Here is a 17,725-nt window from a genome sequence, read left to right as displayed (position 1 = left end):
CCTATTGCGAGGTCGCCCGGACCAGGAAGTCGGTCAATGCGCGGCGGTCTTCGGCCGATCCGATGCGCTGCTCCGGCATCTTCGTTCCCGGCGTGTAGACGTTGGGCCCGACTTCAAACAGCTTCGCGACTGTCTCGGGGGTCCAGACGATATCCATCGTCTTGAGCGCCTCGGAAAACCGATAGCCGGGGACCGAAGCGATTTTCCGGCCGAACAATCCGGCTAGCGTCGGCCCCGCACGTTGCGCCTCCTTGGTCGACAGCGTGTGACAGGCAACACAGGCGCGAAAGACATCGGCGCCATGATCGCCCGCATAGGCAGCCAGCGGATCCGCTGATGTCCCGAACAGGTTCGAACCGACCGGCTCACCGCTCCGCACATTCCAACGCCGGATTTTTCCGTCCGCACCTCCAGTCACGAGCGTGGCCGCATCGTGCAGGAAGACGACCGACCAGACCGGGAAGCCAGGCCCCACGAGAGTCCTCAACACACTGCGGGACTTGCGCTCCACAATGGCAACCGTGCCGCCGATGCCTGCGGCGGCGATCAGCGTCCCATCGTCGGAAAGCGCCAAGCCAACGATCGACGCCGAGCCTGCGGCCACCTCGCCAGCCGGCTTTCCGTCCGTCGTCAGCATGCGCAGCTTGCCGTCGGCCCCTGCGGCGACGATCTCGCCATCGGGCGCAGTTGCGACGGCGTTCAATGGCACCGGCAATACCACCGTTTCAGGCCGACCCTCCGGCAAGCGCCAGATACACAACGCGCGATCGTAGCCAACGCTCACGAGCGACATGCCGTCCGGAGCGAAGGCGACACCATTCACGTTCTGCACGTGCCCCTCGAGCGCGCGTGATGCGCGATCGGCCAGGGACCAGAGCCGCACGCTGTGGTCCCACGAGGCCGAGGCGAGCGTCGATCCGTCCGGCGCCACGGCGAGTGCCACGACCGGACCGGTATGCCCCTCCAGGACTTGATCGGGCTGCTGCAGGCCCGCCGTCCAGATGGCAATCCGGCCGTCGGCACCCGCTGTGATCATGCGGCCGTCCTTCAGGAACGCAACGGCGTTGACGGCATCCGCATGATACCGCAGCACCTCACCCGCCGCGTCGGTCTTCAGCGCCCAGCGGATGGCGGACGTGTCGAAGCTGCCCGACAACAGGCTCTCGCCGTCAGGCGAAACGGCGAGCGCCCGTACAGGGCCGCCGTGCCCCGCAAGCTGCGCGTGTGCCGCCGACGCAGCAACAATCTCCAGAAGGGTCGCGGCGACCCGGGCGCACGAAGCCCACCCCATCAATCTTTGCCGGCCATGGTTGCTCCACGCCTTCAAGAATGCCCGAAAAAAATGTCCGCGGCACGACGTCTACTTTTCCGGTGCAACGACCTTTTTGGACGAGCCCTCGGGCGCCGCCTGCATCCCGGGCGGGCTCTGACCTTGCGGACTTTCGGCGGGCGCGCCGCCCGAACCCGTATTGATGGGGCCCGTCCAGCCCTGAGGCTGTATTTGGCCCTTCTCTTCGGGACGGGTCTGTGCCGCAGGCGACCCTGTCTGTCCGGACTGGGCGCGCGCACTATCGAAGGTCACGACTGCTGCCAGGCATAGGATGGATGTCAGTGCCTTCACGGCGAACTCCTCCTTTGGAGCCCAACGAGGAAGGATCGATATCCGTTCCTCGATGCGCACTGCGTCAGTTCGCCCATCGTCGGCATTCTCCCTTGAATGGCGGCAGCGCGAGTCCTAGCTTTGGTTGGTCACGTCTTTGCTCGTCATGTCAAGGAAAAGGCATGCTGGGGCAATCGAGGCCATTTCTGCGGATGATCTCATGGCTACGCGCCGTGCGCGTGCTCTTGATTACTCCGGAGCCAGCGACCCGGGAAGCCTCGCCTCTCCTCGTCCTCACGGTTGTCGTGCTCATGCTGCTCGTCGCCATATTGGAAGTGGACTTGCACCGCGCCGAGCTTCAAGCGCTGGGGTTGATCGGCGATGCATTTCCAATCGACCCGATTTTCATGAGCCCTTAGAGTCGGCAGGAACGGCGGGTGAACTTGAGATCGTCCGTCACAGTTGCTCACAGCAAGCGGCGTCGTACGATGCAGGCGGCTTGCAAGTGATGGAGTTTGCGCATGAAGGCTTTTCTGCTCGGCTGCGCTGCGGCCATTGTCATCGCATTTGGCGCAATGGCAATCCTGGATCAGGTGCAGGAACCCGTTTCCCAGGCGTTTGCTACAACCGGCGTGCGTCTGTAAGACGCCGGCCGCAAGAGGCGCCGGGGCGGCCTGCTCCATGCCCGGCTGCTATCTCTAGAGAAGGGAGAGAAGGGGCGCGTGCCCTGGGCCCACGTCTTTCGCAACGTGAACGACCGCGTCTGAGACCTGGCGACCCCATGATGACGCTGGTCCTCATCGTGGCGCTTGTCGCGGCGCTGGGCACAACTCGCGTATGCGCCGCTGACATTGGTTATCTGACTTCTCCGGGAATCCCTGCCAAGGATTTTCTCCCAACTCGGCGCCCGGTTGCGCCGATCGCCGGCCTGAGCCGCTCCGCCTGGGAGCACCGCGACGTCCTGGATGAGGTCGGTGAGGTCGCCCGTCTTCTCGAGCTGAAACCAGGCATGACGGTCGGCGATATTGGTGCAGGCAGCGGCTATTACACGGTCCGCCTCTCAAACATCGTCGGCCCAAAGGGTGTCGTCGTCGCCCAGGACATCATGCGGGACTATCTCATCGAACTCGACAGGCGAACAGAACGGTTGGGGCTGACGAACATCATATTCGCGTTGGGCGAACCACACGACCCACGCCTGCCCGCTTCCTCGCTGGATGCCGCCATCCTCGCCCGCATGTATCATGAGATAACCCAACCCTATGCGTTCCTCTATAATCTCGCGCCGGCCTTGAAGCCGGGCGCGCGGATCGGAATTGTCGACTTCGAGCGGCCGACCTCAAGGCATGGCACGCCGATTGATCTGTTGCGTTGCGAACTGGCCGCCGTTGACTACGGCGAGATCGCCACGTATCGGCTCGCAGGTGATGGCGGGTACCTGGCGGTGTTCGCTCCACCGCAGGCCGCAGTTCGAAAACCTCCTCGCGACATCGTTGCCTGTACGGATCGCGCCGGCATTCGCTGATCGTAGTTATTGGCGGTGCGGGTGGTGCCAGATGAATGTCACCTGCCCAAAACCATTCCGATGCCTCTCATTCGATGGGCGCACGCCGCGTATGCCAATCCGTCACCGACTGGAATGCGTACCCGGCACGGGCAAGAACAGCTTCGGATAGATGCGGGCCGACGAGCTGCATGCTGAGCGGCAGCCGGTCCGACGCCATGCCGTTCGGCAGCGTGATGGTCGGGCTGCCCGAGAAGTCGAACACGGCGGTGAAGCGAAGGATACTGAGCAGAACGTTCGGATCGGCGCCATATTCGCCCATCTTGGTCAGCGTCGGGATCGGCACGGGCATGGTCGGGATCAACAGCAGGTCGATATCGCCGAACAGGGCGGCGAGGCTGCCGCAGAACTTCAGTCGCTCATGATGGATCGCTGCGATCTCGACGCCACTCATCGACCTGCCCTGCTCGATAAGCTGCGCGAGATCGGGGCCGTATTCCGACTTCCGCGACGGATAGGTCTCGAGATGCGCCTCTGCCGTCTCGATCGAGCACATCGGGATCCACATGCTGACGAGCTTCTGGTAGTCCGGGAACTTGACCTCGCGGATATCGGCGCCAAGGTCCGCAAGCGTGCGCTCCGCTTCCAGCAAGGCGGCGACCACCTGCGGATCGATTCCGTCCTGGGTGTAGCTGCGGTCCACGCCGATCCGTAGGCCGCGGATGCCGTCCCCGATGCCTGCCAGATAATTCGGCACCGGGGCCTGCAGGGCCGTCGGGTCGTTGACATCGGCGCCCGCAATGACGCCGAGCATGGCGGCCGCATCGGCCGCACTCCGGCACATTGGTCCGACATGGTCGAGCGAGTCCGCCAGCGGAAAGACGCCGTGACGGCTGACGCGTCCCCAGGTCGGCTTGATCCCGGTCAAGCCGCAGGTCGCCGACGGAAACCGGATCGAGCCGCCGGTGTCGCTGCCGATCGAGCCGAAGCAGAGCCCCGCCGAGGTCGCCACGCCCGATCCGCTCGAGGAGGAGCCGACCCAATAGTCGACGCCCCAGGGATTGAGCGGCGCCTGGTCGTTCGGATGGTGGCTGGTATAGGCGCCCTCGGTCATCTTGAGCTTGCCGAGCGTGACGGCACCGGCGTGCTCAAGCCGATCCACGATCGTCGCATTGAAGGACGGAACAAACCTGGCGTGAATCGTGGTGCCGCCTGCGGTCGGCGCGAACGTGGTGTAGCATAGATCCTTCAATCCGATCGGCACACCGTGCAACGGCCCGCGCCAGATGCCCTTGGCAAGCTCGGCGTCACAGCGCTTCGCCTGCGCCATGGCACGCTCGGCGAGGACAAGCGCATAGCCGTGAAACCGGCTGTCGAGCTTCGCGATCCGGCTCAGCATCGCCTCAGTCACTTTCGAGGGCAGAAGCTCACCCCGGCGAAACAGCTCGGAGAGTTCGGTGATGGACTTGTAGTGAATTGGATCTGCTGACATCTGACAGCCCCGTTGTTGTCGGAAACGGCTTCGCACACCGGCACCCCTGACGGCCCGGTCTCGTGACTGCGCTGCTCGAGAAGCGCCTAGAACTGCACTCCTCGCGTGAGGGCACCATCGACCACGAGGTTGGTCCCGGTGATGAAGCTCGCCGCCTTGCTGGCAAGGAACACCGCACCATTCGCCATTTCCTGCGGTGTGCCCATGCGGCCGGTCGGGTTGAGCGCCAGCGCGGTCTTGTACAGCTCGGGATTGCCGTCCTTGATCTGATGCCAGACACCGCCCTCGAAATAGGTGTTGCCCGGTGATACCGAATTGGCGCGGATGCCTTTACCGGCAAGCTGGAACGCGAGCCCCTGCGTGTAGTGGATGATCGCCGCCTTGAACGTGCCGTAGGGGCCGCTGGCGAAATCGACCTCGCGCCCCGACACGCTTGAGATGGTGACGATGGCGGCGGCCTTGCTCTTCTCCAGATAGGGCATCGCCGCATTGACCAGCCGCACCGTGCCCATCATGTCGGTGGAGAATTCCTTCTCCCAGCTCTCCTCGTCCTGCCCGATTGACAAGGCGCTGACATTGGCGACGACAATGTCGATGCCGCCAAGCTTGGACGCCATGTCCTCCACCCAGGCCTTGAGCGCCGGACCGTTGGAGACGTCGACCGAACTGCCAAATGCGGCGACGCCTTTCGCCTTGATCGCAGTGACCGCGGCGTCGACGTCGGCCTGGTTGCGCGCGCAGATGCCGACATTGGCGCCTTCGGCCGCGAAGGTGTCGGCGATCGCCCTGCCGATGCCCTTGGTGCTGCCGGTGACGAGAACCTTTGCTCCCTTAAGTCCCAGATCCATGTCCATTCCCTCCCTGTTGACGACATAGAGACATGCCATGCGGCCGTTCAGAGCAGGAGCTGCTCGCGGACATTGTCCTCGTTGACCTCGCCTCCCGCCAGTGACTGCGTGATCCTGCCCTTCTCCATGATGTAACATCGCTCGGCGATCGCCAGGATCGTGTCGAGATTCTGCTCGACGAAGATGATCGTGGTCCCAAGCTCGTTCCGGAACGACCTCAGCGCCTCGCAGATGTGCTGGACGATCGAGGGCTGGATGCCCTCGGACGGCTCGTCCAGGATCATCAAGGACGGATTGCCGATCAGCGCGCGGCCTATGGCGAGCTGCTGCTGCTCGCCGCCCGACATGGTGCCCGCGGCCTGCCGCCGACGTTCCTTCAGCCGCGGAAAATACTCATAGACGAGCTCCGGCAGCTTCTTGCCGCCGGGACCGCCGATCAACTCGCCGACCTGCAGGTTTTCCTCGACCGTCATCTGCGGAAAGACGTCGCGTCCCTGTGGAATGTAGCCAAAACCCGCCCTCGCCCGCGCGTCGGCTTCGAGCTTTGTGACGTCCTGCTCCATGAAGCTGATCGTGCCGCGCCATGTCTGCAGCAGTCCGATCAGGCACCGCATCAGGGTCGACTTGCCGACACCGTTACGGCCGATCACGCCGACGATCTCGCCGCGCGAGACCGACATGGTGACCCCCTGCAGGATAGGCGTCGCGCCGTATCCCGCCCATAAGTCCGAGACGCGAAGAATCCGGTCAGTGGGCGTGGGCTTAGTGAGCATGGGCCTTACCGAGGTAAATTTCCGCGACCTTTTCGTCCTGCAAGATGCTTTCGAGATTGCCGCGCGCAAATATCTTGCCGAGATGCAGTACCGTGACGCGTTGGGCGACCTGGCGCACAAAGGCCATATCGTGCTCGACGACAAGCACCGTCATGCCTTCGGCATTGAACGACTTGATCAGCTCGCCGGTCTTGAAGGTTTCCTCCGGTGACATCCCGGCGGTCGGCTCGTCCAGCAGCAGGAGCTGAGGCTTCAGCGCCAGCGCCATCCCGATCTCGAGCCATTGCTGCTGGCCATGCGACAGCGCACCCGCGAGCTTCTCGCTGTCCGGGCCGAGGTTGAGCAGTGTCAGCAGGCGATCCTCTTCGGCGATGCGTTCCGCGCCGGACAGTCGCTCCTGGAGCGCAATCTGGATGTTCTGCCGGACCGGCAGCTCCTTGAACACGCTCGGAGCCTGCATCTTGATGCTCATGCCCCGCTGCACGCGCGCGTATGGACGCTCGGCCGTGATGTCGACGGTGTCGAACAGGATGCTGCCCTGGGTCGGCGGATAAAGACCCACGATCAGCTTGAACAGTGTGCTCTTGCCGGCGCCGTTGGGACCGATCAGGCAGTGGACCTCGCCCGCGTTGACCGCAAGGTCGACATCGGAGACGGCAGTCAATCCGCCAAACCGCTTGGATACGCCTTTGACTTCGACCAGCGTCATGATCAGGACTCTTCCGACTGCAAGCGGCCAGCCTCCGCCATGACGGCACCGTCATCGCGCCGCCGGCGGCCGCTCCACCAGTCCGCAACGAGCTTGCCGATGCCGAGCACAAAGCCTTGCGGCGCGAGCATCACCGTGGCGAGGAGCAGCGCCCCCATCAGCACCAGTGCGGCCTGTTGGCTGTAGACCGTGATGGTCTGGAAGCCGAACAGCAGCAGGAACGACCCGATCAGCGTCGCAGTCAAATCGCTGCGTCCGGAGAAGGCCACCCACACGATCGGCATTGCAGCGGCCGGCAAGCCAATGCTGGACGGGGTGATAAACTGGCCCCACGACGTGTACAGGGCGCCGCTGAGACCCGCGAGACCACTTCCGATCACGAAGGTAAGCAGTTGGTATTTCCTGACGTCGTAACCCAGCATCTCGGCGCGCTGCGGGTTTTCCCGCGTCGCTACGATGACGTTGCCGATCCCCGAATTCACCAGCATGCGCAGCGCGAGATAGACGATCACGATCAGCGCGACCATGACGTAATAGAGCGCCGAGCCCTCGATATAGAAGTCGCCGACCGTCAACGGGTCCATGCCCTTCATGCCGTTGAACCCGTTCAGCCGGGCCGGGCCGATGTGCCATTCAGGCCCCGCGGTCTGGCCCAGAAAGAAGGCCAGCACCAGCGTTGCGGACAGTGTCACGATGCCGAAGAAGATACCGTTGATGCCGCCCCAGATCATGAAGTAGCCGAGGATGCCAGCCGCGACCATCGCGATAAACACAGAGAGTACAAGCGCCGCGATCGTGGCGGTGCCGCCGCCCATGTTGATCGCGAGCACGCCGTAACCGTAACCGGCGATGCCGAAGAACAAGGTCTGACCGAACGACAGCATGCCGCCATAGCCCCACATCAGGCAGAGGCCGAGCGCCATGAAGATCCAGATCAGGAAGTAGGCGAAATTGCCGACGTCGTAGGAATCGGCGAACAGCGGATAGGCCAGCGCGCCTGCCAGCACGGCGACGAAGCACGACCAGAACAACTTGCCGCGTCCGAGCGTCTGTGGGCCTTCCAGCAGCTTGAACATCAACATTCCCCTTTAGCGCCCACGACGAACCAGCACGCTGGACAGCCCCTCGGGCAACACCCGAATGATCAGGATGACGGCGACCAGCATTCCGATCTGTCCGATGATCTGGCCGTAGCTCGCATTCAACGCCATCCGGATCATCGCCAGGAACACAGCGGCCGGCGCCGTTCCGAGCAGCACGTTCGCCCCTCCGATCACGACCGTGACGAAGCTTTCGACCACGAAGGTGGCGCCCATGGTCGGGATCAGCGTCATGGTCGGCGCGTACAGCGCCCCGCAAAGCCCGGCGAGGCCGGTGCCGATCCCGAAGCTGATCGCATAGATGCGGCCGGTGCGTGCGCCCAGCGCCTTCGCCATCGCGGCGTTCTGCATTGTCGCACGGGCGATCACGCCGAAACGCGTCTTCATGAAGATGATGTAGAGACCGGCCAGCACGGCCACCGCGCAACCGAACAGCACCAGACGATAGGTCGAAAACGTATAGCCGCCGATTGCGAAGCTTCCCTCGGGCGTGCCGATTCCTCGTACGGCAGACCCGACGATCAGGAGCATCGATTGCGTCACGATGAGGCTGAGGCCCCAGGTCGCGAGCAGGGAATCCAGAGGCCGCTTGTAGAAGCGACGCACGACCAGGAATTCGACGAGGACACCGATGAGCCCCGCCGTCAACGCGGCGAGTATCTGGGCGATTGCGAGCGGCACGCCCAAATTCACCAAGCCGACCGTCACATAGGCGCCACACATGATGAACTCGCCATGCGCCATGTTGATGACGCCCATCATGCCGAACACGATGGCGAGGCCCGCGGCCGAAAGAATGAGGAACGCAAACACGTCGGCGAACTGATAGAATACCGAGAACACTTCAGCCGACATCTTGATCCCCTTGCCGATCCCGGCGCCGCATCGTTGCGGCACCGGTTTTGTTCGAAGTCGAGACACTCAACACGAGCAAGATCCGTGCCCGCCCGACGTCACGACTTCTTCGGGAGATGGCTTGGCGTGTACTGATCCTTGTCGTTCTTCTTGGTGAGATCACAACCGATCTCGCCAAGCCAGTAGGGCTGGATCACCCCGTAGTCTTTCTCGACCTTCACCTCGTGCTTCGGACCGACCGAGATCAGGCGCATGCGATGCGAGGTGTGCTGGCTCTTCGGATCGATGCAGACCTTCCCTTCGGGAGCATCGATGCAGGCATCTCCGGTCGCGATCACTTTCCGCATGTCGTCGAGCTTGATCGACTTCGCCTTCTCGACCAGCGCCTTGTACATGTAGAGCGCGTTGTAGGCGTTATACCCCATGTCGTTGATGTAGAGTTCGTCGGGGAATTTCGCGTGCCAGCGCTTCTTGAACTCGGTGGCCTCAGGTGTGTCGATCTCCTCGAACCAGTTGGCGGTCGCGTGCATGTTGTTGAGCGCCGGCGGCTTGAACCGCTTGTGCTCGAAGCCGAGCATGACCTTGATCGAAGACCCCATCGGCAGATTGAGGTTGGCTGCCGCCGCCTGCTCGAAGAACGAGTCCTGGGCCGCACCGACATTGATCGTGAGCAACCAGTCCGGCTTTGCCTTCTGGATGTTCTGGATGGTCTGCGCAAACTGCGACACGCCGAGCGGAATGAACTCCTCGCCCACGACCTCGCCGCCGAGATCTTTCATGATCTTGCGGTTCCACTCGGCCGAGATCTGACCGAAATTGTAGTCGGCGGCGATGACGTAGACTTTCTTGCCGAACTTTTCGACCATCCACGGAATCAGCGTCGAGAACTGCTGCTCGGGCACCGCGCCCATGCTGATCATGCTGGCGTCGCAGACGCCGCCTTCGTACTGGTTGGTGTAGAAGTACGGCGTCGAGGTGCGATCTACGATCGGACGCAGCGCCTCGCGTGAGGCCGAGGTGATGCCGCCGATAAGCACGTCGACCTTGTCGCGATTGAGCAGGCGGCGGCCGAATTCCTGATAGCGCGCGTTGTCGCCCTGCGGATCGAGATGGATCAGCTCGATCTGTCGCCCGAGAATGCCGCCGCTCTTGTTGATCTCCTCGACAGCGAGCTGAGAGCCGTGCAGCTTCGGCATGCCCATGAAGGCGAGGTCGCCTGACACGTCCTCGAGCAGACCCACCTTCAACGGTGGTTCCGCTGCCCGAGCAGCACTCATCGCCGCCGCTGTACCGAGCATGGCGCCGAGCAAGACGATACCGAACTTACGTCCCGAATTCATCGTGATATCCCCTGTTTCTGAAAGCGGCTGGATGTCATGGCTTGAGGTAATTCTTCAGGATCGATGCCCCCATCGTGTATTTGGGGTCGACCATGTTTCCGAGCCGCATGCGGCCGGCCTGGCTGAGCAGCATGTAGGCGTCGATCTCGTCGAAGCCGTAATCGGCCGCCATCCACCGCACGAGCTCGCGATAGGCGATGCGCGCCGCGTCCTCGAGCGGACGCGCGCTGCCGATCGTCATGATGAAGTCCTTCGTCTCGAGCCGCGGCCATGCGAAGCTCCAGTTCTTGATCAGGTCGACCTGCAGCGTGACGGTCGCGCGCTGCTCCATCGCCACGCCGGATAGCTCGCCGTCGCCTTGCGTCGCATGGCAGTCGCCGACGTAGAGCATCCCGCCGTCGGTGTGCACCGGGAAATAGATGATCGCGCCGGGAGCGACGTCGGGCAGATCCATGTTGCCGCCGTGATAGTCCGGCTGCAGTGACGAGATCGCCTCGATCTCCGGCGAGACGCCGATGGTGCCGATGAACGGCTCGTAGGGCAGCGTGATCTTGTCGTTCCAGCGCACGCCGTTCCTGTCGACATGCAGCTTCTTCACGCGCTCGGGCAGCGGCGGATTGAGCAGCGCGGTCGAGCTTGTTCCAACCAGCCCGCCGAACTCCGGAATGATGCAGGTCGTTCCGGCCGGCTGTTCACCCCGCGTCTCGACATCGCGGATATAGATCGCAAGGCAATCGCCCTTCTTGGCGCCCTTGACGGCGATCGGTCCGCATTGCGGGTTGAGATAGGGGAAGTTCAGCTTGGCCGTGGGGCTGTCGCTCTCCTTGGTGAGCACACCGCCGAAGGCGTCTTCCGTCTCGACGACGACCACCCCGCCCGGGTCGATCGACAGGGTCGGCTTGGCATAGGGACCGTAGACGTAGTGGAAGCCGCCCTGTTGCTCGATGGTCAGACTATGCGTCGCGCCCGTCGCACCCTTTGCGACTGCGCGCTTGGCCATGATGGAGTTCTTCAACCAGTCTTCTGCAGACATACGAATGTCTCCTCAACTCAGATCCCGGGATGACGTTTGTGCCAGTCGGTGACGCGCTGGAACGCATCGCCCGCGCGAACCAGGCCGGCCTCGTCGAAATGACGCCCGACGAACTGGAAGCCGACCGGACCGCCATTCGCCGCGAAGCCGCCGGGAAGCGTTACGGTCGGGCTTCCCGTCATGTCGAACGGGCACGTGAAGCGGAGCAATCCGCCAATCAGCGAGGCGTCCTCACCAAGTGCCGCCATCTTGGCAAGCGTGGGCGCGGCGAACGCCTGGGCCGGGACCGCGATGAGATCGACGGTCTCGAACAGCACACGCACTGCGCCGCGGAACGCCTCGCGCCGCAGCACGATCTTCTGGTAGTCCATACCGGACTGCTGCCGCCCGAGATCGAGCAAGCCCGCGAGCGCAGGGCCGTACTCGTCCTTGCGCGCCGGATAGGTGTCCTCGTGCGCAACGGCGACCTCGATGCCGCAAAGCGGGAACCAGTCGTCGACAACCGCCTTGGTGTCGGGGAACGTGATCTCCTTGATCTTCGCGCCAAGATCGGCCGCCACACGCAGTCCCTCGGTCAGCACCTTGGCCGCGTCACCGTCAGTGCCTTCGCTGGTCCAGCGCCGGTCGACGCCGATTGTCACGCCACGCAGGTCGCCGGATAGACCCGCGAGATAGTCGGGGACGGCCAGCGGCACCGACGTCGTGTCCCTGGGATCCTGTCCCGCGATGACGCCGAGGATGGCGCCGCAATCGACCGCGCTCCGCGCCATCGGGCCGATGTGATCCAGCGTCGCCGCAAGCTCGAACGCGCCGTAGCGACTGACACGTCCCCAGGTCGGCTTGAGCCCGGTGACGCCGTTGGCCGCGGACGGAAAGCGGATTGATCCGCCGGTATCGGTGCCGAGCGAACCGAAGCAGAGGCCCGCCGCGGTCGCGACGCCGGAACCGCTCGACGACGCGCCGGGCCAGAGATCCGCGTTCCACGGGTTCTTGGGCGGATCGATCTTCGGATGGTGGTCTGCGTAGGCGCCCTCGGTCTGCTGCAGCTTGCCGAGGATGATTGCACCGGCATCCTTCAGCCGCGCAACGACCGTTGCGTCCTCGGTGGGACGGAAATCGCGATGAATGGTCATACCATGGGCCGCCGGCGCGCCCTTGGCCCAGCAGAGATCCTTGACCGCCACCGGCACACCGTGAAGCAGCCCCCTGATCTTGCCGGAAGCGATCTCCTTCTCGGCCGTGGCGGCATCAGCGAGCGCCGAGTCAGCCATCACATGCGCAAAACTCTTGAGCTTGCCGTCGAGCTTCTCGATCCGCCCGAGCATCGCTTTGGTCGCTTCGACCGGCGACAGCTGCTTCGCCTGGATCTTCCGCCCGACCTCGACGAGTCCCAGATAGTGGAAATCTGCTGCTGCCATTGTTCTTCATCCTCCCACTCGACGTGACACGCGGTCGTCCCCGCGCATGCGTCAACGTTCTGGCGACGCGGTCGCATTGCCAGCTTCCCTGGCGGCAAACGCAAAAAGCCACCCGTCCCTCCCGAATGAGGTGACGAATGGCTCAAATGCCGCGGCTATGAACTATCGCTTAGGGTCCGACATCGAACGAAGCACTTAGTACAAAGAGCTGGACGTCATCGGCCAGATCGGCGCACGCGAGGTTCGACAGGAGGCCCTGTAGGAGGAAAGTCTAAGTAACTGTCCGTCGCATTGTCAACGATGCTGTCTGCCTAAATTTCGAGAGTGCTGCGCAGCAAAACGGCAAGCCACTTGCGCTGTCATCGGCGATGATGATTTCATCTTCGCGTTGCGCGACCGAAAGCCGTCAATGACAAAACCGTCTGTTCCCGTTGGCATCATCTGCTCGCAGTCCGGGCCCTATCAGGCCATGGGCCGCGAAATCCTCAAGAGCGCGATGATGGCGGTCGACGAGATCAACAGCCAGGCGGAGTTCGACTTCTCGATCGCAGCCCATATTCGCGATCCCCGCGGCATCATCTCGGAATACCATACGGTCTGCGACGACCTCATTCGCAACGTCGGCGTCAAGCATATCATCGGCTGCTACACGTCGGCGTCGCGCAAGCAGGTCTTGCCGATCGTGGAGCGCACCGATCGCCTGCTCTGGTATCCTGCGCGCTATGAGGGCTTCGAGTGTTCCGACAACGTCATCTATGTCGGCGCCTCGCCCAATCACAACGTCCTGCCGCTCGTCCGTTACGTGCTCGACAATCTGTCACGCGAAATCTTCTGCGTCGGCTCCAACTACGTGTGGACATGGGAAACCAATCGCGTCACCCGGGAATTGGTCAGCGCGGCGGATGGCCACATCCTCGCCGAACGGTTGCTCGAGCTCGGCGAAAGCGCCGTCGGGCATATCGTCGACGAGATCGTACGGAGGAAGCCGCCCATCGTGTTCAACACGTTGGTCGGAAGCTCGAGCTACGACTTCATCCGTGCCTTCCACGCCGGCACCAAGGCCGCCGGGCTCGAGATTCCGATGCTGAGCTGCAGCCTGTGCGAGCCGGAACTGTCAATCGTCGGACCGGCATCGGCCGGGTGCATCACGTCGTCCGCCTATTTCGAAAGCATCCGCCTGCCTGAGAACCGCGCGTTCGTCGAACGCTGGAAGGCGCGCTATGGCGAGGACAGCAGCCCCTCCGTCGACGGACAATCCGCCTATGTCGCGGTTTATCTGCTGGCGCGCGCGCTGCAGCGCGCAGGCACATCTGATATCGTGGAAGTGCGACGCGCTGCGGCCGGCCATCGCTACAATTCGCCGCAAGGACCAGTCTGGATCGACGGCGGCAACAACCATTGCGTCCTTACACCGCGGTTGGCCGTGTCCAATCCGCAAGGACAGTTTGATATCTTCTGGGAAGCTGACGCGCCTGTTAAGCCTGATCCTTATCTGACCCAGCTCGACGTTGCCGTAAGTCCTTCGCGGGACACGTCGAAGGGTAGTGCGCTGCCGAATGCGCCACATTTGCGGGTTGTGAAATGAGCAAACCGTCTTCATTTTCGCTACGCGGACGCAAGGCCCTCGTCGCCATCAAGGACGAACGCGATGCCTCGATCGTCCGGCGCCAGTTTGAGCGTCTCGGGATCGACAGCGTCGCATGGGACCCCACAGGGGCGATCGACTTCGCGCCGGATCTGGCGTTGATCGATGACGAGTTCCTGCCTTTGACACAACCGGCTCGACGTGCGTTCCTGGGGCGCTGCCCGGTCATCGCCCTGCTCGGCACCGAGACGCCGAGCCGCCTGAAGCTGGTGTTCGAACTCGATCCGGCCTCATTCCTGGTCAAGCCGTTGCGCTCGGCCGGCATCTACGCGGCGCTCGTCATGGCGTTCGAACGCAACGAACGCACCAACGAATTGAAGCAGCAGGTGCTCAAGCTCGAGCAGCGTCTTCGGTCGCGTCGCGTCGTGCTTGCCGCCGTTCTCCAGGTGATGCACTCGCACGCGCTCGCGGAACCAGCCGCCTTTGCACTGATCCGCAGATCCGCCATGGAACAACGCAAGACGATTGAAGAGCTTTCGGCGGAGATTACGGCAAAGGGCATTCTCCCACGCGCAACCGGTTAGACCACCTGCCGGTTCACCGCCTTCCAACGGAACGCTCGGATTACCGCCACACGGCCTGCGTTGCACGAAATGCTGGCAAGATTTCTCTTGGTCACCGCAGCGTTCTTGAACATTCGCGCCGCTAGATGATTTCCGCGGCTGCAGCACTCATCGCGAATTGACGAGGTTCAGACTTGCCGCGTCATTTACCGATGCTCTCTGTTGGTTGAGAGCGTCCGGCATCGGCATAGGAGGCGCTCGCCGGGGCTGGAGCCTGTACCAAGCCACTTGACCGGGTTCGAACTGGGCGCGGTCATGCCTCGACCAGAACGGCGGCGCATGATCGCCGACGACCAGGATGTCGGCCGGCGCCACGGCTGGGTCGCGCGCTATCTTCGCGACGACGGCAAATACGTCGTGCCAAAGTTCGGCCATCCGGCAAACCTTGGGTCGCCCAAAGACGCCACCGTCGATCCCGCAATGAAAATCCGTCAGGGCTTGGCTGGGCGCGACCGGAATATGTGTATTCAGAGTGAGCCAATAGATGAAGCGTGGCTTGCCTTGCTTTCCCGCGTCGCGGGAGGCTGCAGAAATCACGGGCGCAAGATCTGCATCGCACGCGCCGGCGAAGGCGCTACCGCATACGCGGTGGGTCGTTTTGACCAACTCGTCGCGGAAAAATTCCTGGTCGAAGCCGATTGTCGGATACCACCGCTCACGCTCGAACATGCCTCCAGCGAAGCCGTGCATGGCGATGTTGCTATACCCTCGCGCGGCCAGCAGATCAGGCAGGCAGGTGTTGGTGTCGTTCTGAACGTACTCCGTGTAGAATGTGCGCGTATTGCATAGTTCCCGCATCTCGCCCGAGGTCGTCGAACCGAAATAGACCGTTTTTCCGGACGTGACCGTGTAATCCCTCGTCAGGCTTTGGTCATACAGTGGTTCCGCTATGCGCGCTCGGGCGTTCTGATCCAGCAGGTAGCCCAGGCTCTCGACGATCACCAGGACAACGTTTTTTCCGTCAGCGCCCGCCGCCGCCCTAAAACCCGACACTTCCGCAGCGGATTGCACCGGCTCACTGCTCCCCATCGTGGAGCCGAAATGGTAGTGTGGCGATGCGTTGCTGACATAGTCGAGGACACCGAACGCCTGCGCCACGAAGAAGAGAACCGGTATGTTCGCCTTCATGAGCACGGCGCGCGGCCTCAAGCATGCCAGGGTCGCGCTCGTGGTCATGACGAGTATGGCGATCAAAGCAAAATAGAGCGGAGAGGCGAAGAAATTGATGCGCCTCGCGTGGTCGACAGCTGCCATCAAGTCACCTAGCCCGAGGCCAAACATCAGAGACAACGTTTGCACAACGTCGAACGTGAGCGCGGCAAGAAACAGCGCGGCCGTGATCATGAAGGGAATGCGCCGCGCCAGGATGGCAATGCTGGCATAGAGAGCGATGGCGATGGACCGCGGCGGGAAGCCGATATCGACCAATGAAGCCATCGTTGCGAGCGAGATCAGGTTTGGAATCAGCAGTCCGCCCGCGAGTAGCCGTACGTTGGGCGAAACGAGCGCGTTAAAGAACATGGACCACTTTTGAGGGCCTTGCGCGGCCTGGCGCGCATCGGCGGGCATTGACGACGGAAGCATTTTCGCAACCAAAAAGACTGTTGTCCCTTGGTTCAATCTATAGGCGAGTCCTGAAATTCAGATTAATTGCGACTGCGGAAAACACGTGGAATGAATTAACCATATCGAGGAGGCTAGTGGGGCTGGCCCGGCCGCAATCCAGATAAGGCCCGACATCCTCGGGGCCTCTAACCGAAGTGGCAACGTTGATGTGCGGCGCCCGTCGCAGGGCTACATCCCGCGCGCGGCACGGATCGTCCATGACATCAACAGGGAGTGAGCAACCCGCTCACATTGGACAAATCTTGCAATGGGCTGCGCGAGCCGATGCTCGGCGAAGCCGGATCAAAAGCAGGCGCTGGCGTCGTTGCGGGTTTCGCCTCGCGCTTCTCGAGCAAGGCATCGGCGGTCAGCAAGAAAATCTCGAGACAGACACCGAATTCGAGGTGGTCATACCCTGCCCTAGATCACCCTCACCTGGTTCGGGTTGCGGGCGGGGTCGCCCCAGAAAGCATCGTTCTCGTATTTGCGCCAGAGATCGCCCGGCAGCACGGTTTTACGACCCGGGGATTCCACACGTTTGCCGACCCTGTGGAGACCCGGCGTACCAATCCTGCGGTCGAATTCTTCGGCGTCGAACTCGATGTTCTGGAAATCATGGGCGAACGGCTTCTCGCCGATGAACTCGTAAACGGCCGCGATCGCCCGCTCCGGCTGGGTGGTCAGCGTCTCATAGGTCAGCGCCAGCAGGCAGGCGGTCTGCTCGCCGCAAAACGCTTCGCGCAGCGCATTCCAGGCAAAGCCAACCATGCCGTTGGGAGCGGCCAACCCTTCGACGCGCGAATACACCGTGCCGCCCGGCTCGAAATTGAAGATGCCCGACGGCTGATACTTGTTCTTGCGAATGAGCCGCTCGACCGAGTCCAGGATCCAGGGAATGTGGCGCACGCAGCAGATCACCTTGGCGCGTGGAAACAGCTCGGTGATCAGCGGCAGCCGTGCGCACCAATTGCGGTTGGTGTCGAACACCACATGCCCCTTCGGCAGATCGGCGTAATAGGTCGAGAAGATCGCCTTGATGAGCTCCCGGCGCTGCTCGTCGGTGATGAAGATCGCGGTCTCGTTGTTCATGCTCATGCTGCGCAGCATGCCGTCGACCAGCGAGCCGACCGGTCCGGTCATCCCGGCGCGAAAGCGCGGGTTCTGTCGCAATATCGCCGACAGCAACGTCGAGCCCGCGCGCGGAAGGCCGGAGATGAAATGGATATCGCCTTGCATGATC

General features: G+C 62.6%; 18 protein-coding genes. 5 read left to right on the top strand and 13 right to left on the bottom strand.

Annotated elements, in window-relative coordinates:
• Position 1 precedes the first annotated feature (1 nt).
• Positions 2 to 1,291, bottom strand: coding sequence for a c-type cytochrome (locus tag NLM25_RS17460; protein WP_254137796.1), 1,290 nt, complete (start codon positions 1,289 to 1,291; stop codon positions 2 to 4).
• 491 nt (positions 1,292 to 1,782) lie between these two features.
• Here NLM25_RS17460 and NLM25_RS17455 point away from each other — a divergent pair, with 491 nt between their 5' ends.
• The 3 genes from NLM25_RS17455 to NLM25_RS17450 all read left to right on the top strand — a co-directional run bounded on the left by NLM25_RS17455 (position 1,783) and on the right by NLM25_RS17450 (position 3,125).
• Positions 1,783 to 2,019 (top strand): hypothetical protein, encoded by a 237-nt coding sequence (locus tag NLM25_RS17455; RefSeq protein WP_254137795.1) that lies wholly within the window; start codon positions 1,783 to 1,785, stop codon positions 2,017 to 2,019.
• A 102-nt stretch (positions 2,020 to 2,121) separates the two neighbouring features.
• Entirely contained in the window at positions 2,122 to 2,244 is a 123-nt protein-coding gene (locus NLM25_RS43905; protein ID WP_256565447.1) for a hypothetical protein, read from the top strand.
• A 137-nt stretch (positions 2,245 to 2,381) separates the two neighbouring features.
• Positions 2,382 to 3,125 carry a methyltransferase domain-containing protein gene (locus tag NLM25_RS17450; RefSeq protein ID WP_254137794.1) on the top strand — a complete coding sequence of 248 codons (744 nt, stop codon included), beginning with the start codon at positions 2,382 to 2,384 and terminating at the stop codon, positions 3,123 to 3,125.
• Between the two features lie 67 nt (positions 3,126 to 3,192).
• Here NLM25_RS17450 and NLM25_RS17445 read toward each other — a convergent pair whose 3' ends face one another.
• The 9 genes from NLM25_RS17445 to NLM25_RS17405 form a co-directional block, all read right to left on the bottom strand.
• Positions 3,193 to 4,596: an amidase gene (locus NLM25_RS17445; protein WP_254137793.1), complete on the bottom strand. Its 1,404-nt coding sequence runs from the start codon at positions 4,594 to 4,596 to the stop codon at positions 3,193 to 3,195.
• An 86-nt stretch (positions 4,597 to 4,682) separates the two neighbouring features.
• Positions 4,683 to 5,444, bottom strand: coding sequence for an SDR family NAD(P)-dependent oxidoreductase (locus tag NLM25_RS17440; RefSeq protein ID WP_254137792.1), 762 nt, complete (start codon positions 5,442 to 5,444; stop codon positions 4,683 to 4,685).
• 47 nt (positions 5,445 to 5,491) lie between these two features.
• Positions 5,492 to 6,217, bottom strand: coding sequence for an ABC transporter ATP-binding protein (locus tag NLM25_RS17435; protein WP_256570703.1), 726 nt, complete (start codon positions 6,215 to 6,217; stop codon positions 5,492 to 5,494).
• Positions 6,207 to 6,926 (bottom strand): ABC transporter ATP-binding protein, encoded by a 720-nt coding sequence (locus NLM25_RS17430; protein WP_254137790.1) that lies wholly within the window; start codon positions 6,924 to 6,926, stop codon positions 6,207 to 6,209. Before NLM25_RS17430 ends, NLM25_RS17435 begins: the two co-directional genes overlap by 11 nt.
• 2 nt (positions 6,927 to 6,928) lie before the next feature.
• Complete coding sequence (locus NLM25_RS17425) at positions 6,929 to 8,002, bottom strand: branched-chain amino acid ABC transporter permease (RefSeq protein WP_254137789.1); 1,074 nt, start codon at positions 8,000 to 8,002, stop codon at positions 6,929 to 6,931.
• 12 nt (positions 8,003 to 8,014) lie between these two features.
• A complete protein-coding gene (locus NLM25_RS17420) occupies positions 8,015 to 8,881 on the bottom strand; it encodes a branched-chain amino acid ABC transporter permease (protein ID WP_254118134.1) in 867 nt (288 codons plus the stop codon).
• A 98-nt stretch (positions 8,882 to 8,979) separates the two neighbouring features.
• Positions 8,980 to 10,221, bottom strand: a complete 1,242-nt coding sequence (locus NLM25_RS17415) for an urea ABC transporter substrate-binding protein (protein ID WP_375166840.1) — start codon at positions 10,219 to 10,221, stop codon at positions 8,980 to 8,982.
• Between the two features lie 34 nt (positions 10,222 to 10,255).
• On the bottom strand, positions 10,256 to 11,254 hold the full coding sequence (locus tag NLM25_RS17410; protein WP_254137788.1) for an acetamidase/formamidase family protein: 999 nt from the start codon (positions 11,252 to 11,254) through the stop codon (positions 10,256 to 10,258).
• A 17-nt stretch (positions 11,255 to 11,271) separates the two neighbouring features.
• Positions 11,272 to 12,672 (bottom strand): amidase, encoded by a 1,401-nt coding sequence (locus NLM25_RS17405; RefSeq protein WP_254137787.1) that lies wholly within the window; start codon positions 12,670 to 12,672, stop codon positions 11,272 to 11,274.
• A 409-nt stretch (positions 12,673 to 13,081) separates the two neighbouring features.
• Between NLM25_RS17405 and NLM25_RS17400 the strand changes: the two genes are divergently transcribed.
• On the top strand, positions 13,082 to 14,257 hold the full coding sequence (locus tag NLM25_RS17400; RefSeq protein WP_254137786.1) for a transporter substrate-binding domain-containing protein: 1,176 nt from the start codon (positions 13,082 to 13,084) through the stop codon (positions 14,255 to 14,257).
• Entirely contained in the window at positions 14,254 to 14,841 is a 588-nt protein-coding gene (locus NLM25_RS17395; RefSeq protein ID WP_375166839.1) for an ANTAR domain-containing response regulator, read from the top strand. Before NLM25_RS17400 ends, NLM25_RS17395 begins: the two co-directional genes overlap by 4 nt.
• Before the next feature lie 147 nt (positions 14,842 to 14,988).
• Here NLM25_RS17395 and NLM25_RS17390 read toward each other — a convergent pair whose 3' ends face one another.
• The 3 genes from NLM25_RS17390 to NLM25_RS17380 all read right to left on the bottom strand — a co-directional run bounded on the left by NLM25_RS17390 (position 14,989) and on the right by NLM25_RS17380 (position 17,721).
• Positions 14,989 to 16,464, bottom strand: coding sequence for a sulfatase-like hydrolase/transferase (locus NLM25_RS17390; RefSeq protein WP_254137785.1), 1,476 nt, complete (start codon positions 16,462 to 16,464; stop codon positions 14,989 to 14,991).
• A gap of 245 nt (positions 16,465 to 16,709) precedes the next feature.
• On the bottom strand, positions 16,710 to 16,859 hold the full coding sequence (locus tag NLM25_RS17385; RefSeq protein WP_254137784.1) for a hypothetical protein: 150 nt from the start codon (positions 16,857 to 16,859) through the stop codon (positions 16,710 to 16,712).
• Positions 16,860 to 16,905: 46 nt separating this feature from the next.
• On the bottom strand, positions 16,906 to 17,721 hold the full coding sequence (locus NLM25_RS17380) for a sulfotransferase (protein WP_254118128.1): 816 nt from the start codon (positions 17,719 to 17,721) through the stop codon (positions 16,906 to 16,908).
• Positions 17,722 to 17,725: the final 4 nt, after the last annotated feature.

It is taken from the genome of Bradyrhizobium sp. CCGB01 (assembly GCF_024199795.1).
GTDB lineage: Bacteria > Pseudomonadota > Alphaproteobacteria > Rhizobiales > Xanthobacteraceae > Bradyrhizobium.
The sequence above is the reverse complement of the archived record's forward strand: the minus strand, read 5'-3'. Positions and strand labels throughout refer to the sequence as shown.

Coding starts and splice junctions, on each gene's coding strand:
- NLM25_RS17460 (WP_254137796.1), bottom strand. CDS start 1,291: ATGGGGTGGGCTTCGTGCGCCCGGGTCGCCGCGACCCTTCTGGAGATT.
- NLM25_RS17450 (WP_254137794.1), top strand. CDS start 2,382: ATGATGACGCTGGTCCTCATCGTGGCGCTTGTCGCGGCGCTGGGCACA.
- NLM25_RS17445 (WP_254137793.1), bottom strand. CDS start 4,596: ATGTCAGCAGATCCAATTCACTACAAGTCCATCACCGAACTCTCCGAG.
- NLM25_RS17390 (WP_254137785.1), bottom strand. CDS start 16,464: ATGCTTCCGTCGTCAATGCCCGCCGATGCGCGCCAGGCCGCGCAAGGC.
- NLM25_RS17400 (WP_254137786.1), top strand. CDS start 13,082: ATGACAAAACCGTCTGTTCCCGTTGGCATCATCTGCTCGCAGTCCGGG.
- NLM25_RS43905 (WP_256565447.1), top strand. CDS start 2,122: ATGAAGGCTTTTCTGCTCGGCTGCGCTGCGGCCATTGTCATCGCATTT.
- NLM25_RS17380 (WP_254118128.1), bottom strand. CDS start 17,721: ATGCAAGGCGATATCCATTTCATCTCCGGCCTTCCGCGCGCGGGCTCG.
- NLM25_RS17440 (WP_254137792.1), bottom strand. CDS start 5,444: ATGGATCTGGGACTTAAGGGAGCAAAGGTTCTCGTCACCGGCAGCACC.
- NLM25_RS17455 (WP_254137795.1), top strand. CDS start 1,783: ATGCTGGGGCAATCGAGGCCATTTCTGCGGATGATCTCATGGCTACGC.
- NLM25_RS17420 (WP_254118134.1), bottom strand. CDS start 8,881: ATGTCGGCTGAAGTGTTCTCGGTATTCTATCAGTTCGCCGACGTGTTT.
- NLM25_RS17405 (WP_254137787.1), bottom strand. CDS start 12,672: ATGGCAGCAGCAGATTTCCACTATCTGGGACTCGTCGAGGTCGGGCGG.
- NLM25_RS17395 (WP_375166839.1), top strand. CDS start 14,254: ATGAGCAAACCGTCTTCATTTTCGCTACGCGGACGCAAGGCCCTCGTC.
- NLM25_RS17425 (WP_254137789.1), bottom strand. CDS start 8,002: ATGTTCAAGCTGCTGGAAGGCCCACAGACGCTCGGACGCGGCAAGTTG.
- NLM25_RS17410 (WP_254137788.1), bottom strand. CDS start 11,254: ATGTCTGCAGAAGACTGGTTGAAGAACTCCATCATGGCCAAGCGCGCA.
- NLM25_RS17435 (WP_256570703.1), bottom strand. CDS start 6,217: ATGCTCACTAAGCCCACGCCCACTGACCGGATTCTTCGCGTCTCGGAC.
- NLM25_RS17430 (WP_254137790.1), bottom strand. CDS start 6,926: ATGACGCTGGTCGAAGTCAAAGGCGTATCCAAGCGGTTTGGCGGATTG.
- NLM25_RS17415 (WP_375166840.1), bottom strand. CDS start 10,221: ATGAATTCGGGACGTAAGTTCGGTATCGTCTTGCTCGGCGCCATGCTC.